Source organism: Oribacterium sinus (assembly GCF_963537195.1).
GTDB lineage: Bacteria > Bacillota > Clostridia > Lachnospirales > Lachnospiraceae > Oribacterium > Oribacterium sinus_A.
The window spans coordinates 1-15,521 of the sequence record NZ_CAUTEG010000009.1 but is presented as its reverse complement, the minus strand read 5'-3'; the positions used below and the strand labels follow the sequence as shown (position 1 = coordinate 15,521).

16 protein-coding genes and 1 riboswitch are annotated in these 15,521 nt (G+C 42.2%); of the genes, 13 read left to right on the top strand and 3 right to left on the bottom strand.

Translation table 11 applies throughout. The features are described from left to right. Positions 1 to 4: 4 nt before the first annotated feature. The 8 genes from ilvA to RYL27_RS02320 all read left to right on the top strand — a co-directional run bounded on the left by ilvA (position 5) and on the right by RYL27_RS02320 (position 7,825). Positions 5 to 1,201 carry a threonine ammonia-lyase gene (gene ilvA, locus RYL27_RS02355; protein ID WP_183684466.1) on the top strand — a complete coding sequence of 399 codons (1,197 nt, stop codon included), beginning with the start codon at positions 5 to 7 and terminating at the stop codon, positions 1,199 to 1,201. A 50-nt stretch (positions 1,202 to 1,251) separates the two neighbouring features. Beyond that, positions 1,252 to 2,886, top strand: a complete 1,635-nt coding sequence (gene ilvB / locus RYL27_RS02350) for a biosynthetic-type acetolactate synthase large subunit (RefSeq protein WP_314964970.1) — start codon at positions 1,252 to 1,254, stop codon at positions 2,884 to 2,886. Further along, the gene (gene ilvN / locus RYL27_RS02345) at positions 2,886 to 3,374 is read left to right on the top strand and encodes an acetolactate synthase small subunit (protein WP_007156250.1); all 489 of its coding nucleotides are present in this window, start codon (positions 2,886 to 2,888) and stop codon (positions 3,372 to 3,374) included. Before ilvB ends, ilvN begins: the two co-directional genes overlap by 1 nt. Positions 3,375 to 3,552: 178 nt before the next feature. Beyond that, the gene (locus tag RYL27_RS02340) at positions 3,553 to 3,924 is read left to right on the top strand and encodes a RidA family protein (RefSeq protein WP_007156249.1); all 372 of its coding nucleotides are present in this window, start codon (positions 3,553 to 3,555) and stop codon (positions 3,922 to 3,924) included. A gap of 1 nt (position 3,925) precedes the next feature. Continuing rightward, positions 3,926 to 4,375 (top strand): DUF3290 family protein, encoded by a 450-nt coding sequence (locus tag RYL27_RS02335; protein WP_304071641.1) that lies wholly within the window; start codon positions 3,926 to 3,928, stop codon positions 4,373 to 4,375. A gap of 72 nt (positions 4,376 to 4,447) precedes the next feature. Then, complete coding sequence (locus RYL27_RS02330; RefSeq protein WP_308578803.1) at positions 4,448 to 5,080, top strand: DUF421 domain-containing protein; 633 nt, start codon at positions 4,448 to 4,450, stop codon at positions 5,078 to 5,080. 21 nt (positions 5,081 to 5,101) lie between these two features. Then, positions 5,102 to 7,633 (top strand): tetratricopeptide repeat protein, encoded by a 2,532-nt coding sequence (locus RYL27_RS02325; RefSeq protein WP_314964967.1) that lies wholly within the window; start codon positions 5,102 to 5,104, stop codon positions 7,631 to 7,633. Further along, positions 7,634 to 7,825, top strand: coding sequence for a hypothetical protein (locus RYL27_RS02320; RefSeq protein WP_007156244.1), 192 nt, complete (start codon positions 7,634 to 7,636; stop codon positions 7,823 to 7,825). 52 nt (positions 7,826 to 7,877) lie between these two features. Here the strand turns inward: RYL27_RS02320 and RYL27_RS02315 are convergent, their stop codons facing one another. Then, the gene (locus RYL27_RS02315; RefSeq protein ID WP_308578800.1) at positions 7,878 to 8,459 is read right to left on the bottom strand and encodes a xanthine phosphoribosyltransferase; all 582 of its coding nucleotides are present in this window, start codon (positions 8,457 to 8,459) and stop codon (positions 7,878 to 7,880) included. Positions 8,460 to 8,711: 252 nt separating this feature from the next. On the opposite strand from RYL27_RS02315, the gene RYL27_RS02310 reads away from it, so the two are divergent. Continuing rightward, positions 8,712 to 9,254 (top strand): hypothetical protein, encoded by a 543-nt coding sequence (locus tag RYL27_RS02310; RefSeq protein ID WP_314964965.1) that lies wholly within the window; start codon positions 8,712 to 8,714, stop codon positions 9,252 to 9,254. Positions 9,255 to 9,313: 59 nt separating this feature from the next. On the opposite strand, the gene RYL27_RS02305 is transcribed toward RYL27_RS02310, so the two are convergent. Together RYL27_RS02305 and RYL27_RS02300 are read right to left on the bottom strand one after the other, a co-directional pair. Then, positions 9,314 to 10,615 (bottom strand): bifunctional folylpolyglutamate synthase/dihydrofolate synthase, encoded by a 1,302-nt coding sequence (locus RYL27_RS02305; protein WP_314964964.1) that lies wholly within the window; start codon positions 10,613 to 10,615, stop codon positions 9,314 to 9,316. A gap of 105 nt (positions 10,616 to 10,720) precedes the next feature. Next, positions 10,721 to 11,239 (bottom strand): folate family ECF transporter S component, encoded by a 519-nt coding sequence (locus tag RYL27_RS02300; protein ID WP_007156239.1) that lies wholly within the window; start codon positions 11,237 to 11,239, stop codon positions 10,721 to 10,723. 44 nt (positions 11,240 to 11,283) lie between these two features. Beyond that, positions 11,284 to 11,385, bottom strand: a riboswitch (THF riboswitch). A gap of 233 nt (positions 11,386 to 11,618) precedes the next feature. Here RYL27_RS02300 and RYL27_RS02295 point away from each other — a divergent pair. The 4 genes from RYL27_RS02295 to glnS all read left to right on the top strand — a co-directional run. Further along, positions 11,619 to 12,098, top strand: coding sequence for a CidA/LrgA family protein (locus RYL27_RS02295; RefSeq protein ID WP_007156237.1), 480 nt, complete (start codon positions 11,619 to 11,621; stop codon positions 12,096 to 12,098). Further along, complete coding sequence (locus tag RYL27_RS02290; RefSeq protein ID WP_304073298.1) at positions 12,098 to 12,796, top strand: LrgB family protein; 699 nt, start codon at positions 12,098 to 12,100, stop codon at positions 12,794 to 12,796. Before RYL27_RS02295 ends, RYL27_RS02290 begins: the two co-directional genes overlap by 1 nt. Before the next feature lie 110 nt (positions 12,797 to 12,906). Beyond that, complete coding sequence (locus RYL27_RS02285) at positions 12,907 to 14,064, top strand: M14 family zinc carboxypeptidase (protein WP_314345905.1); 1,158 nt, start codon at positions 12,907 to 12,909, stop codon at positions 14,062 to 14,064. A 168-nt stretch (positions 14,065 to 14,232) separates the two neighbouring features. Further along, positions 14,233 to 15,521 (top strand): glutamine--tRNA ligase (gene glnS / locus RYL27_RS02280; protein WP_314964962.1); only part of this gene is annotated, 1,289 nt, incomplete at its 3' end.

The following is a 15,521-nucleotide window of genomic DNA, read 5'->3' as shown; positions in this document are numbered from 1 at the left end:
AAAGATGGAATTGACATTGGATCGGGTATATCAGGCAGCCCATGTTTTAAAGCCCGTAATACATAAGACGGATTTGGTACATGCAACAAGAATTCAAACAGATTGTGATTTATACTTAAAGACGGAAAATCTACAAAACACCGGTTCTTTTAAGATTCGAGGGGCTTACTTTAAGATATCCACCCTATCCGAGGAAGAGAGAAAGAAGGGGGTTGTAGCCTGCTCCGCAGGAAATCATGCTCAGGGTGTGGCACTGGCGGCGCAGGCCAGCGGCACCAAGTCTACCATCTTTTTACCGGCCATTGCTCCTATTTCCAAAGTGGAGGCCACCAGAAGCTACGGGGCCAGTGTGAAAATGATTGACGGTGTCTATGACGATGCCTATGAAGCGGCGGTGAAGTTCCAGGAGGAGCATGGTTCTGTCTTTATCCATCCCTTTAATGATGTGGATGTTATGGCAGGACAGGGTACCATCGGAATGGAAATCTTGGATCAGCTGGAGGATGCGGATGCTGTGGTTGTGCCTGTAGGCGGAGGCGGACTAATTTCCGGTATTTCCTTTGTAATCAAGAAATTAAATCCAAAATGTAAGGTATACGGAGTACAGGCACAGGGCGCGGCTTCCATGGTGCAGGCTGTGAAGGATCACCATCTGGAGAGTCTGGAAGAAGTGCATACCTTTGCGGATGGTATTGCGGTAAAATCCCCCGGCAGCTTAAGCTATGCAATGGTGGAAAAATATGTGGATGAGCTGGTGACGGTTACAGACGATGAAACAGCCGCAGCGATTTTAACCCTTATGGAAAGACAAAAGATTGTTTCCGAGGGTGCGGGAGCGGTTTCCGTAGCGGCAGTCCTTTTCAATAAAATTCCTGTAAAAGGGAAAAAGGTCGTTGCGGTTATTTCCGGCGGAAATATCGATGTGAATATCCTGGCCCGTGTAATTAACCGTGGTCTATTAAAAACCGGAAGAAAAGCAAGTCTTACCATTCCTCTTTTGGACAAGCCCGGACAGCTGGAAGAAGTTTCCAAGATTATTGCCGAGCAGGGAGCCAATGTGACCAAGGTGGATCACAATAACAATGTGGAGGATTCCGACATTAACGGATGTCATCTGACCTTACAGATTGATACCAGAGACTTTGCCCATATTGAGCAAATTAAGCAAGCCTTTATTCAAAGAGGATTTACTATTCTTTAGAGCGTTGAAAGAGTTTATCCAAGGATTGGAAAAATAGAGTAGGAGGAGAGATGACAGGAGCTGCTGCCATTGTAAAATGTTTGGAGTTGGAAAAGGTGGACTTTGTTTTCGGCTATCCCGGGGTAGCGATATGTCCCTTTTATGATAGCTTGGAAGACAGCGAAATCCGTTCCATTTTGGTGCGTACGGAACAGAATGCAGCCCACGAAGCCAACGGGTATGCCAGAATCAGCGGAAAGCCGGGGGTCTGTGCGGTAACCTCAGGACCGGGTGCTACCAACATTATCACAGGAATCGCCACTGCCTTTGCAGACAGTATTCCTTTGCTTGTAATCACAGGACAGGTGGAGAGTGCTTTATTGGGATCCGATGTATTCCAGGAGGCGGATATTTGCGGTGCCTGTGAATCCTTTGTAAAATACAGCTATACCGTACGAAATGTAGAGGAAATTCCTAAGATTTTCAAGGAAGCCTTTCATATTGCCATGACCGGAAGAAAGGGACCGGTTCTGATTGATATCCCTATTGATGTACAAAATGCTTCTCTTCGGAAATTCCAGTATCCGGAGGAGGTTAAGATGAGAACCTACAAGCCTACGGTACAGGGAAATCCGGTGCAGATTAAAAAGATGTTCCAGAGATTGGCAGCTACAAAGCGTCCTATTCTTTGCGTGGGCGGTGGCGTACATCTGGCAGATGCTAAGGAGAGGGTTCGGGCATTTTCCAAGAAATTCAATATTCCTGTGGTTTGTACCATGATGGGACTTGGTGTAATGGAGGAAAATGATCCCCTTTTCTTCGGTATGGTGGGGAATAACGGAAAACCCTACGGAAATAAGGCCATGAATCATGCGGATCTTATCATTATGATGGGAGCCAGAGTGGCGGACCGTTCCATCAGTCAGCCGGACTTGATTACCGATAATAAGACTTTGATTCACATTGACGTGGATCCCGCGGAAATCGGAAAGAATGCAGGGCCGGAGATTCCATTGGTGGGAGATATTGCCAGTGTGCTGGATGCCTGTCTGGAGGAAGAGGGAGAATTCAGCTATGCCCCATGGATTTCCGAATTGGAGAATATTAAGGGAGAAATTCAAAAAGTTCTTCAGAAGAAGAAAGAAGAGGGAATGGCTAAAAATCATTTGGTTCATCCCGAATATTTCCTGGAAGAGCTGAATAAGCAGTTGAATCAGGACGCGGTTTATGTGGCTGATGTAGGACAGAATCAGCTGTGGTCCTGTGCCAATTATCAAATGAAAGAGGGGCACTTCCTTACTTCAGGCGGTATGGGTACTATGGGATATTCTACGCCGGCAGCTATCGGTGCTTACCTTGCCGATCCGAAGAAGCAGGTGGTGGCAGTTATGGGAGACGGTTCCTTCCAGATGAGTATGATGGAATTGGCTACCATGAAACAATATAATATCCCCATTAAGCTGATTGTCTTCCATAATGGAGTATTGGGCTTGGTTCACCAATATCAGCACAAAACCTATCATGACCGTTTCACCATGGTGGATCTTACAGGAAATCCCGACCTTTCCATTTTGGCTAAGGCCTACGGACTTTCCTATGATGCCATTTCAAAAAATGAGGAAGTTTCTTCTAAAATCACTGCGTTCCTTAGCAAGAAGGAAGGCGGAATTTTAGAAGTGTATATTGACAGTCATGAGGTAGTGTGATGAAAAAAATATATTCTATTTTAGTGGAAAACCAGTCCGGTGTTTTGGCAAAGGTTGCAGGATTGTTCTGGAGAAGATGCTTTAATATCGATTCCTTGACGGTAGGAGAAACTGAGGATCATTCCGTTTCCAACATGGTGATTGTCTCCAGCGGCGAGAAAAAAACACTGGAACAGGTAGAAAAGCAGCTGAATAAAAAGCTGGATATTATTAAGGTTCGTACCTTTACGGAGACCCAGGGGATTACCAGAGAATTGCTTTTGGTAAAGCTCCGTTATAATCGGGAAAACCGAAAGGATATTATGGAAAACTGTCAGATTCTGGGGGCTAAGATTCTGGAGCTTAGTAAGAATCAGATGGTGATTGAAATGTGTGATACTCCGGAAAGAATCCAGATGTTTCTTGACACTTTAAAGACAGTGAGCATTTTGGAATGTGCCAGAACCGGAACCTTAGCCATGTTAAAGCTGTCGGAAGGAAATGCCTAAGAGGAGAAGAGGCAGAAATTCCGGATTATAAGAAAAAAATAATAATTTTTCCATAGAACAGGGAGAAAAATAGGAAGAAAATAAAAAAGAAGCCATAGAGTATTTCTTGAATTTTCACAAAAGATTTGCGATAATATCAAAGATGTTCAATTGTTTTCCACAGAAAAGGAGATGTACAATGAAAAACGTATCAACAACAAATGCACCGGCAGCTATCGGACCTTATTCTCAGGGCTATGTTGTAGGAAATTTAGTATTTGCTTCCGGACAGATTCCTGTAGATCCTGCTACAGGAGAGATTGCAGGACCGGACATCGCAGCACAGGCTGAGCAGAGCTGCAAGAATGTTAAGGCTGTAATCGAGGCAGGCGGAAGTGATATTTCCAAGGTTTTCAAGACCACTTGTTTCCTTGCTGATATGGCTGATTTTGCTACCTTTAACAGCATTTATGAGAAGTACTTTACTTCCAAGCCGGCACGTTCTTGCGTGGCAGTAAAGACCTTACCAAAGAATGTTCTTTGCGAAATCGAGGCTATTGCGGAGATCTAATATGAAATTTTATTCCTATGAATATTTATTAAGTAGGATAGAAGTGACCAACTGGCTGCAAATCACCTTTGCAGCCATTTCGGCACTTCTATTGTTGTTTGCACTTATTATGTCTTTTCGAGACAAAAAAACCACTAAGTATAGAGAGTTATCCTTAATTGCTTTACTTTTGGTGCTTGTGACAATTTCTGTACATATTAATAACTATCAAAGTCATAAAAGAATTGATGATCAATACAGCACTGCTCTAAGAGTGATTGAGCAGGTAGCTGTTCTATTGGAGGAAGATAAAACGGACTTGTATATCAATACCCAGGCTGCAAGAGATGGAGCGATTATTAAGACCAAAGAAGATCAGTTTTACCGTATTATTTCTGTGGATGAAAACGTACTTTTGGAAAAAATGGATGTGTATAATCCTCAGATAGAAATTGTGGATGTGGAGAAGTAGAAAATAGTATCTTAAAGTATTAAGCAGAATTAAAGGGTCATAAGGTCTTGATGTAATTTTGAGGAGAAGTAGATGATTGTGTCTTATATAAATATTGCCATTAAATTGGCAATGGGACTTTTGTCCATTGTAATGGTCATAAATTATACCGGAAAAGGAAATTTAGCTCCTTCTTCTGCCAGCGACCAAGTACAGAATTACGTTCTTGGTGGCATTATCGGTGGTGTGATATATAATGAGAACATAGGGCTTTTACAATATTTTATTATTTTATTGATTTGGGTTTGCCTTGTTTTGAGCTTAAGATGGCTAAAAACCAATAGTGCCTTTTTCAAAAAAGCCATAGATGGGGAGCCGAGTTTGTTGATTAGCAGAGGGAAACTGGATACAGAGGCTTGTAGAAAGGCAGGGCTTACTGCTCACGAAATTATGTTTAAGTTACGAAGCAATAATATCTATAGTATTCGAAACGTTAAGCAAGCGGTACTGGAGCAGAACGGACAGCTAATTGTAGTAATGTCGGGGGAAGAAAACCCAAGATACCCTCTGGTTACGGATGGAACAATTCAGGTTCAGGCTTTGGATAGTATTGATAAGACAGAGGAATGGCTTTTGGAAAGACTAAAGGAACAGGGAGTAGAATCGATTTCTGATGTATTTTTAGCTGAATACGAAAATGGAAATCTGAACATTGTCCTTTATTAATAAAAAAATAAGGAGGAGATTATGAGGTGTAAAGTTTGCGGTACGGAAGTAAAAGAAAATCAACGGTTTTGTCCTACCTGTGGCTTATTGATTGACCTTTCTTTCTCCCCCTTTCAAAACATTGAAGTTCAGCCGGAGCCGGAGAAGGATGAAGAACCTGAATTTTTAAAACAACAGATGCTGGCACAGGAAGAGGCGGAGAGCGAGGAAGAGTCTGTGGAAAATCTTCCTTTGAAGAAAAATGTTGATGAATTCCTGGAGGAACAAAAAGAGGCCGGAGAGTTGGAATATGCACCGGAGGAAGAGCCTATTCAGGAAAATTCTGTTCAGGATAATTTGGAAAAAGATATACCTGAACAGGAAAAGCTTGAGCAGAGCTTGTCTACACAGGAGTTTTTGTCTCAAGAAGAACTTTCACAGGAAGAACTCTCACAGGAAGAAGTTTTAGAGGAAGATGTTTCACAGAAAGAACTTGAGGAGAAAGCTGTACAAGCAGAGGCTGTAAAGGAGTCTGTAGCTTCGGAAGAGAAAGAAGAAACCGATACAGCCGCTCTTTCAAAAGAACAGGAAGAAACCGGTACCGATACACTTTCAGGGGAAAAGGAAGAAACCGATACAGCTGCTCTTTCAAAAGAGCAGGAAGAAATCGATAGAGATGCTCTTTCAGAGGAACAGGAAGAAGCCAGCTTCATTGAAGCCTTTTTCCGGGAGAAGGAAGAGCATGGGGAAGAAGAGTCTCAGCCGGAAGAAACTCAGGTACAGGAATCTATACAAGAGGAAGCGGAACAAGAAGGACTGAAAGAAGAGACATCGGAACAAGAAATATCGGCACAAGAGGAAGCCGGAATACAAGAATTTGTACCGGAGGTATTTACTGAGGAAGATTCTAAAGAAGATTCTCATGGAGATGAGCTTCAGGAGAAAGAGCCTCAAAAGGATGAGTCTCAAGAGGATGAGCCTCAAGAGGATGAATCTCAAGAGGATGAGTCTCAAGAAGATGAGTCTCAAGAAGATGAGCTTCAAGAGAAAGACCCTCAAGAGGAAGAGTCTCAAGAGGAGGAAGGTCCTTTAGAAGACGAGTCCATTACCCTTATTGAAAGAGGACTTTTCCGGGAAGAAGTGCAGGAAGATGAAGAAGAGCCGGAGGAGAAAATCCTTTCCTTACAGGAAAAACGTAAGGAAATGGAGGAAAAGCTGGCTTTTGAGGGGGAAATTCCTGATGATCCTGATGATTTCCAGGATAAGGCAGCCATTCCTCCAACCTCAGTGGGAGAATGGAAAAAGGGCTGGCAGAAATGGAAGAAGGCAGCTCCTTTAGCAATTATTCCCGTTTTGGGCATTGCATATATTTGTTATCAAAACTTGCCTGCTACCCAATATGATAACTTACTGAAGAAGGGAACAAAGCTGGTTCAGTCTGAAAAGGGAGACGAGGCGATAGCTCTTTTAGAAGGAATGCCCTCTAACCTTACGAAGAACAGCAAATATTATCTTCTTTTGTCAGAGGCCTATGGAAAGGCCGGTAGACATCAGGAGGCGGTAAAGGCATTGGAAGAAGCGAAGAAGCTCTACCCGGAGGATACAGAGGTTCAGACAGCATTGTCTCTTCTGGATCCCAAGGTGGAATCGGATTTGCAGGGAGACAGTTTTACCGACCCTGTGGAGATCAGCTTAAAAAGCAGTGGAAAGAAAATCATTTACAGCATAAGTGGAGGAAAAGAGGATATTCAGAATGAGGAATATCTTGCTCCGATAAAGCTGAGTCGAAACGGTAATTACACTTTGACAGCCTATGCACAAGCCAGTGACGGCAGTATGGGAGAAAGCTACAGTAAGAGCTTTAGCATTAGTTTGGATCCGGAGAAGTATCATCTGTCCCAGTTTGTAGATGAAGAGGGAGGACGTTCCTACATCGATGAAAATGGAGATCGGGTTACCGGATGGAAGGAAATTGCCGGAAAGTATTACTATTTTGATGAAAATGGAATTATGCAAAGCGGTTTCCAGGATATCGGAGGAGAACGTTACTATCTTAATTCCGATGGAACTATGCAGACCGGTCGTCTGGACTTGGAAGGAAAGACCTACTTCTTCGATCAGGATGGGCATATGATTAAGGATGCCTGGGTTGATAATCTTTACTATGTAGGGGAAGATGGCGTAATGCTTCGGAATCAGGAAAATAAGGAAGGGGTACATTTTGATGAGGATGGAAGGCGTGCCTTCCTAGCCGCTGATTTGTATGCCGCTCATCCGGACAGTATCGTCGTAGTGGAAAGTAAACAGAGAAAAGAAAAGTCTTCTTACTATCTTTTCCCGGCAAAGATTTACTATCAGAAGAAAAACGGCAGAGCCAGCGGAAAAGTGGCTTATGAGACGGAAATCAAGGTTTCCAAGATGGCCATGATGAGTTATTTGGATGAAAATCTGCCAAGTATTACCGCAAAGGACGCCGTATCCTTCCTGCCGACTCTTTCTATGCAGAACATTAAGCAGAATAAAGACGGCGTTGTTACAAGCTTTGCTTTTGTTTTGGGAGAGAGGCGCAGTTAAATGAATACAAGCATAGTGATAGCTGTGAGCTTGAACGCCAAATGGCTTCTACCGTTTTTACTTCTTTCCTTTCTCTTTATTGTAGTTTTAACCGCGGTGATTTATAAAATCATGTGGCTACGCTTGGATAAGATGATTAAAGAGAAAGAAAAAGAAGATATTGAAAAAACAGAAGATAAGAACGAAGAGTAGAGAAAAAAGAGAGGCTGTAAATCAAACTATTTTGATTTACAGCCCTCTTAATTTATGGGTTCTCTCTAAAGCTGATTTGTCCTTCGTCAGTCATTTCTTCAATGATTGCCAGGCTATAAACCGGGAAGCCCATTTCCCGAAGCTCTTTTCCGCCGCACTGGAAGCCTTTTTCGATGGCGATACCGATGCCGGAAATTTCCGCATTGGCCTGCTTACAGATATCGATAAGACCTCTCATAGCCTTTCCTACAGCCAGGAAATCGTCAATCAGCAAAACCTTGTCCTCAGGTCCCAAGAATTTCTTGGAAAGGGTTACGGTGAAATCTTTATTGTAGGTAAAAGAATGTACAGTGGAGGTGTAAAGATCGCCGTCAAGATTTTTACTCTTTGCTTTTTTCGCAAAGACAACCGGAACATGAAAATATTGTGCTGCACAACAGGCAAGGGCGATTCCGGAAGCTTCAATGGTTAAAATACGAGTAATCCCTTTGTCCTTAAAACGCTCATAGAATTCTTTTCCTAATTCTTCCAAAAGAGAAACGTCCAACTGATGGTTTAAAAAGCTATCCACCTTTAAAATATTACCCGGTCTGACTTGTCCATCCGCCTTGATTCTTTCTTCCAGCAGCTTCATTTGATCCCTCCATTTTATCCTTGACTCAGCCTATGATTCTACTCCTCTCAAAGTTCCCTGTTTTCCTTTATTTAGGAAAGCAAAAATGAACTTGTTTCAGAATAGTATGTATAGTAAAACATATTGTAGAAAAAAGAAAGGGGTTGGAAAGAAGATAATAGAGAAAAGCAAAGAAATTACGCAAATTTCTCAAAAGCAATTCCCTTTCCCGGAATAGAAGCTCATTTTTGGAAAAATAAGAAAGGAAAGAAAATGGATCAGTGGAGCATCCCCATAGGGTATCAAGAGGTTTTAGCAGATTATGCACAGAAAAATGCGGTGACAAAGGAGACGGCATTTTCCAATCTGATGGATTTTATTCAATTAAAGGATCAGTATTTCTCACAGATTTTGGTTTATATTGAAAATGCGGAGCAATACTTGGATGGGGGAGAGGAAATTCCGGAACAGGAGCTGCAGCTGGCTTATATGGAAAGCTTCGGGGAAAATACTGTGGGCGCCATGGTGAAGTGCTATTTCCGAAGATCGGAAAGCAAAAATCTTCTTTTGGCAGTGGGTTATGACAGTGAATTAAGTACCTGGGAAATCCTAAGTTTTTTCCAAAGAAAGATTCCTTCCATGGACTTAAACGGAGATACGCTCTGCCTGTACTATGTTAAGGATATGAACAGCCTTTCCGAAGCAAAAAAAAGCTTCTCCCTCTTGGAAAATGAAGAAGGAGAAGAGTATTGTAAGGCGGGATATTTTCCCTCCATCTATGTAGAGGAAGATGAGGAGGAATGGGAAGAGGAGTAAGATTCCTAAGACTGCTTTTTCTTAGAACTTACATTCTTGGCTAAATCGAATAGGATGTCCTAGTGGGAGCTATAATAGTTTCTAAAGAAATTTCGAATCTGTCCTACCTGATACAAGGAACCCAGACAAAGAAGGAGAGTTTTCTCTTCTTCTTTTTTTACGGCATTAAGATTCCATTCCAGACCTTCTTCCAAGGTGTTGGGACAATAAATTTCACCACTGAAATGTTCCTGCCATTCCTTCTTTAAAATCTCCGGAGACTGTCCTCGGTGTGTCTCCACCTGGAAGAAACTAAAGCTTAGAGTATTGGTTTTTAAAAGCTCCAACATGGTCATATAATCCTTATCCGCCATAACGGAAAAGAAGATTCTCTTCTTGTAGTTCGGAAAAAGCATTTCTATAGAGCGAACCAAACTGTTTACCGCCTGAGGATTGTGGGCTCCATCAAGAATAATCAAAGGACGTTTTTTTAGAATTTCAAATCGTCCCGGCCATGTAACTGTCATAAGCCCCTGCTTTACGCAGTCCTCAGGAATGGAAATACCTCTTTCCTTCAGACAGTCTATCGCATCACAGATGACCATGGCATTGTCCAATTGATAATCCCCCAGTAAGGACAATGCATATTCCTGTCTCTCACGATAGGAAAAGTATTGGTAGCCGTTGTCAATATGGAAGGAATAGGAATGAAAATATTTGGGATTGGTAATATGTAGCTTGGCATTTTTTTCTTTGCAAATTCTTCGAATCTCTTCCATGACCTCAGGCTTCTGATGCATTAATACCACAGGAGTATCTTTTGCAATAATACCGCCCTTTTCACGGGCGATTTCTTCCAGAGTATCTCCCAAAATAGCGGTGTGTTCCAAACCGATATGGGCTATAACGGACAATTCTTTATGGGGAATAACATTGGTGGCGTCCAGTCGTCCTCCAAGACCTACCTCCAGGACCACATAATCTACACCCTTTTCCAGAAAATAACAAAAGGCCAGAGCAGTCAGCATTTCAAAGGAATTGGGTTTCTCCTCTTCCAAGCTTTCGCTTAGCTCCCGTATTTTTAGACAAAGTCTTTTTAAATCCTCATCGGAAATCATTTCTCCGTCAATGGTGTAGCGTTCATTCATGATTTCTATATGAGGGGAAATATACATCCCGGTTTTATAACCGGAAAGGCTTAAAATCTGTTGCAGGCTTTTCGCGACGGAACCTTTTCCGTTGGAGCCGGCAATATGGATAAACCGAAGCTTATTTTCCGGATTTCCACATTTTTTTAATAAATTTCTGGTTGGTTGAAGACCCATTTTACAACCGTACCAATCGTTTACCCCAAGAGTCTCCATACATTCTTCCCAAGTCATTTTAAAATTATCCTCCTTATATAAAGAACAAATTCTTCCCATAGAAAAACAGAGTAGCGAAAGCAATGAACAGCACTGCATTCGTTACTCTGTATTATAAATGTTTTAGTTTGCTATAGCATGAAAAATTTTGCGTTTTTCAAACAGCAAGACGATTGCATTAATGGCAAAGTATTGAAGAATACTGTTAATCAGCACTTGAAGAACACGGAACTGCATCAAAGGAAGAAGAGGGCTTCCGGTGCTGAGAGTCAGTAAGTAGCTGTTGATGACTAAGCTGCAAAGCAGCTGGCTGATTAAGATGGCAAGGAGAATACGATATTGGCTTCGATTTTTCTCCAAACAAAGGCTATATATCACTGCAGTTAATCCTACAGACAGAGTGTAGCCCGGCATATAAGGAAAGGGAGAGAATAAAAAGCATCCCAGAATATCGGAAACGCAGGCAATTAAGACGGCCGGAACCATCCCCAGATACATAGAGGCAAAGACAATGGGGACAAAGCCGAAGCCGATACGGAAATTCCATGCCTGTACCGACAGAAATCTGGTCAGAATAATCTGAATGGCAACCAGCATAGAAAAGGTGACAAGATTTTTGACATTAAACACGTTCTTATTCATAGACCGCTCCTTTCATGCGCTGTAAAGAAGCTGTCTTGCTTCCTGGCAGCGGGATGCGAGAATAAAACTGGGAACCGATTCGGTTCTTCGTCCTGACACCAACTCCCTGTGTGTCAGGCACTAACCACTTTATTCTCTACTCTGCAAAAAGTTCTAAGGGCATAGTAATGCCTATTCCGCGTTTTGTAAAGAATAATCCCTCTAAAATCCTGCTTTTTCAAAAGGAATTTTAAGAAAATTATTGGAAGAAAATTCCATCTCAAAATTTATTTTATTTTTTCTGTTTTTTTTTTAGAAAGGAAGAAAAGATGCACGGTTTTTCTTGTCAAAAAAGAAATAGGGGACTACACTGTAGTAGTTTTTGTGGGAGGAGGGTTCGATGAAATTAATCCGACAGGTGACATGGATCATCTTTTTTACTTTCTTAGGAGAAATGTGTAATAAACTTTTGCCTTTGCCGGTTCCGGCAGGAGTTTATGGTTTGATTTTTATGCTGATTTTCCTAATGCAGGGAATCATTCCCTTGGATGCGGTGGAGCAGGTAGGAAATTTCATGCTGGAAACCATGAGCATTATGTTTTTGCCGGCTGCAGTAGGGATTATGACCGTAACAAAATTACTGATGCCGGTTTTAGTACCTTACCTTGTAATTATTGTCTTATCCACGATTATTGTTATGGCAGTTACCGGCTTGGTAAGCCAGAGAATTCTAAAAATAACAGAGAGCAGAGAAGATAAAATCAAGGAAATGCGTTCTATGGAGTCTGCATTGGAAAAGAAAGAGAAAATCCAGGAAGAAATTCGAGAGATACAGTTGGAAGATTTAAAACATGGCTTAAAGGGCTTGGAGGAGGATTAATGAAAGAAATTTTAATGAGTTCAGAACACTTCGGTTTTGGCTTAAGTATATTTATTTACCTCCTTGCCATCCAAATCAAGCTTCGCTTAAAGTGGGACTTTTTAAATCCCTTGCTTGTTTCAACCATCATTATTGTGGGAATCCTCCTGGTTACGGAAATTCCCTATGCCAAGTATAAACAGGGTGCGGGACTTTTGAGTTACTTTTTAACGCCGGCTACGGTCTGCTTGGCCATTCCACTTTATAAGCAATGGTCTTTATTGAAAAATAATTTTAAAGCCGTATTTTTGGGGATTTTTGCAGGGACTTTGAGCTCTATCGGTAGCATTTTACTGCTTGGTCTATTATTTCATTTGCCCAATGAACATATTTCCACCCTACTGCCAAAGTCCATTACTACAGCTATCGGTATGGGGATTTCGGAAGAAACAGGAGGATATGTAACCTTAACCGTAGCAGCCATTGTTTTAACGGGTATTCTGGGGAGTATTCTTGCGGACCTTGTCTTTCGTATTTTCCCTATTCATCATCCCATTGCCAAAGGTCTTGCTTTAGGAACCAGCGCCCATGCCATCGGTACGGCTAAAGCACTGGAGCTTGGTGAAGTGGAGGGAGCGATGTCCTCTCTGGCTATCGTCGTTGCCGGAATTCTTACGGTAATTTTGGTTCCTATAGTCAATAATGTGGCCTTTGGCTAGGACATAAAAAAGAGTAAGCCTTCCGTGCCGGGATTGTAAGAAAAATGTCCAAGCTTTTTCCCGGAAGCTTTGCTAAAATGGGGCAGAGAAATGAAATTTTAGGAGGAGCAATGAAGAAGAAAAGACTGATACTTTCCCTTGCTTTGAGTCTGTCCCTGCTGGCATACTCAGGCTTTAGCTTTGCAGACGGTCCGGATCTGGATGACCATACCACGGTGAACAGCGGTCCCGGAGTAGGTCTGGGAAAGAATGAAAATACCGTTTCCGTAGCGGATTCCTATTTGCAGGTATACTCCGGTGTGCTTTCCGGAGAGAATGTTCCTTTGCTGAGTGACTATGGCTTTTCAGGACATGGGGTGTATGGCTACAATGAGATGTCCGCCGATTTATTTAAATTAAAGGACGCCTACCCGGCATTACAGTTATCCTCCTTGGGAAAAACCCTAGACGGAAGAGAGCTGTACTGCGGTATTGTGGGAAATCCCAATGCCCCCAAGAAGATTTTGGTTCATGCCAGTATCCATGCCAGAGAATATATTGTGACCAAGGTCGCTATGCGTCAGCTGGCAAGTCTTTTGGAAATGGAAAAGAACAATCAGCGCTACGGCGGTAAAGCGATGAAGGATATGTTGCAAAATTGTGCCGTTTACTTTGTTCCCATGGTGGATCCGGACGGTGTTTCCTTGGTACAAAACGGTTTGGCCGGTATCGGATCGGAAGAAGTCAGAAATACAGTGCAAAGCATTGTGGCTAAGGAAAATCCTGCCGATTTAAAGAGCTATTTCCGTTTATGGAAAAGTAATGCAAGAGGAGTTAACCTCAATAAAAACTTCGATGCCAACTGGTCTATTACTGTAGACAAAAAGGGATACCCGGCAAAGGACGAGTACAAGGGTTCTGCAGCGGAGTCGGAGATAGAATCCAAAGCATTGGCGGATTTACTTCGAAAGGAAAAATTTACTTCCACCATCAGCTACCATACTCAGGGAGAAGTCATTTATTGGTATTTTGGCCAGGGAGAGTATGTTCCGAAAGCCAGAAGATTGGCGGAAATCGTGCATAAGAATTCTTCTTATCCTGTAATTGATTACTATTCTCCCCAGCATGCCGGAGGCTTTAAGGATTTTGCAGAGCAAAAATATCAGATTCCCTCTGTGACCATTGAGTGCGGAAAGGGCGTAAGTCCTGTGCCCGAAGAACAGATTGATAAGATTTGGGATGGACAAAAGGGAATTCTTCCGGATTTGCTTTATGATTATATGAGCTAAGATGCAATAGAATATCGAAAAATTATTTCATGGGGTACGGATTGGAACCGGAAAGCTTAAGCTTCCTTTTCCAATCCGTGCCCCTGTTTTAGCTTTTTCTTGTGAAACAGCTTTTCCTTATGCTATAATAGGCAAATTAAAATAATGAATAAATTTTAGGAGGATAAAATGGGGACAGAAGAGATGCTTGGAAAAGAGAATGAGCTTGAGTCCAAGAATTTTATAGAGAATTTCATTGATGAAGATTTGCGGGAGGGAAAGGTTAAGGAAATTAAAACCCGTTTTCCGCCGGAGCCCAACGGTTACCTCCATATCGGACATGCCAAGTCGATTTTGTTAAATTACGGCATTGCCAAGGAATACAACGGTACCTTTAATCTTCGTTTTGACGATACCAATCCGGTAAAGGAAAAGATGGAGTTTGTAGAGAGCATCCGAAAAGACGTGGAATGGCTTGGAGCGGATTTTGAGAACAGAATGTTTTTTGCCTCCGACTATTTTCCTATTATGTATGAAAAGGCGGTTTACCTTATTCAGAAGGGAAAGGCCTTCGTAGACGATTTAACGGCTGAGGAAATCAGAGAGTATCGTGGAGACTTTACCACTCCCGGTAAGGAGAGCCCTTATCGTAATCGTTCCATTGAAGAAAACCTTCGCCTCTTTGAGGAAATGAAGGCAGGAAAGTATCAGGATGGAGAGAAGACACTGAGAGCTAAGATTGATATGGCAAGCCCCAATATCAATATGCGTGACCCTGTTATCTATCGTGTATCTCACATGAGCCATCACAATACCGGAGATGAGTGGTGTATTTATCCTATGTACGACTTTGCCCATCCTATTGAGGACGCGGTGGAGGGGATCAGCCATTCTCTTTGTACTTTGGAGTTTGAGGATCACCGTCCGCTGTATGACTGGGTGGTGCAGGAGTGTGATTTTCCCTATCCTCCAAGACAGATTGAATTTGCAAAGCTTTACTTAACCAATGTGGTTACCGGTAAACGCTACATTAAGAAGCTGGTTGAGGACGGTGTGGTAGACGGTTGGGATGACCCTCGTTTGGTAACCATTGCTGCTTTGAGAAGAAGAGGCTATACCAAGGAAAGCCTGGCACAGTTTGTAAAGCTTTCCGGTATTTCCAAGGCTCAGTCCTCCTGCGATTATTCTCTTTTGGAGTATTGTATTCGTGAGGATTTAAAGTTGAAGAGACCTAGACTTATGGCGGTTTTGGATCCCATTAAGCTGGTGATTGACAACTACGAAGGGGAAGGAGAGATGCTTTCCATCCCCAATAATCTGGAAAATGAAGCTTTAGGGGAGAGAAAAGTTCATTTCTCCGGAGAGCTTTATATCGAGAGAGAGGATTTCATGCCGGATCCTCCCAAGAAATATAAGAGATTAACCATGGAAAATGAAATTCGTCTGATGGGAGCTTATTTTATCAGGGCGGTATCCTA

Bases quoted from the DNA above. Each gene is read 5' to 3' on its own strand.
- ilvA (WP_183684466.1), top strand. From the start codon at position 5: ATGGAATTGACATTGGATCGGGTATATCAGGCAGCCCATGTTTTAAAG.
- ilvB (WP_314964970.1), top strand. From the start codon at position 1,252: ATGACAGGAGCTGCTGCCATTGTAAAATGTTTGGAGTTGGAAAAGGTG.
- ilvN (WP_007156250.1), top strand. From the start codon at position 2,886: ATGAAAAAAATATATTCTATTTTAGTGGAAAACCAGTCCGGTGTTTTG.
- RYL27_RS02340 (WP_007156249.1), top strand. From the start codon at position 3,553: ATGAAAAACGTATCAACAACAAATGCACCGGCAGCTATCGGACCTTAT.
- RYL27_RS02335 (WP_304071641.1), top strand. From the start codon at position 3,926: ATGAAATTTTATTCCTATGAATATTTATTAAGTAGGATAGAAGTGACC.
- RYL27_RS02330 (WP_308578803.1), top strand. From the start codon at position 4,448: ATGATTGTGTCTTATATAAATATTGCCATTAAATTGGCAATGGGACTT.
- RYL27_RS02325 (WP_314964967.1), top strand. From the start codon at position 5,102: ATGAGGTGTAAAGTTTGCGGTACGGAAGTAAAAGAAAATCAACGGTTT.
- RYL27_RS02320 (WP_007156244.1), top strand. From the start codon at position 7,634: ATGAATACAAGCATAGTGATAGCTGTGAGCTTGAACGCCAAATGGCTT.
- RYL27_RS02315 (WP_308578800.1), bottom strand. From the start codon at position 8,459: ATGAAGCTGCTGGAAGAAAGAATCAAGGCGGATGGACAAGTCAGACCG.
- RYL27_RS02310 (WP_314964965.1), top strand. From the start codon at position 8,712: ATGGATCAGTGGAGCATCCCCATAGGGTATCAAGAGGTTTTAGCAGAT.
- RYL27_RS02305 (WP_314964964.1), bottom strand. From the start codon at position 10,615: ATGACTTGGGAAGAATGTATGGAGACTCTTGGGGTAAACGATTGGTAC.
- RYL27_RS02300 (WP_007156239.1), bottom strand. From the start codon at position 11,239: ATGAATAAGAACGTGTTTAATGTCAAAAATCTTGTCACCTTTTCTATG.
- RYL27_RS02295 (WP_007156237.1), top strand. From the start codon at position 11,619: ATGAAATTAATCCGACAGGTGACATGGATCATCTTTTTTACTTTCTTA.
- RYL27_RS02290 (WP_304073298.1), top strand. From the start codon at position 12,098: ATGAAAGAAATTTTAATGAGTTCAGAACACTTCGGTTTTGGCTTAAGT.
- RYL27_RS02285 (WP_314345905.1), top strand. From the start codon at position 12,907: ATGAAGAAGAAAAGACTGATACTTTCCCTTGCTTTGAGTCTGTCCCTG.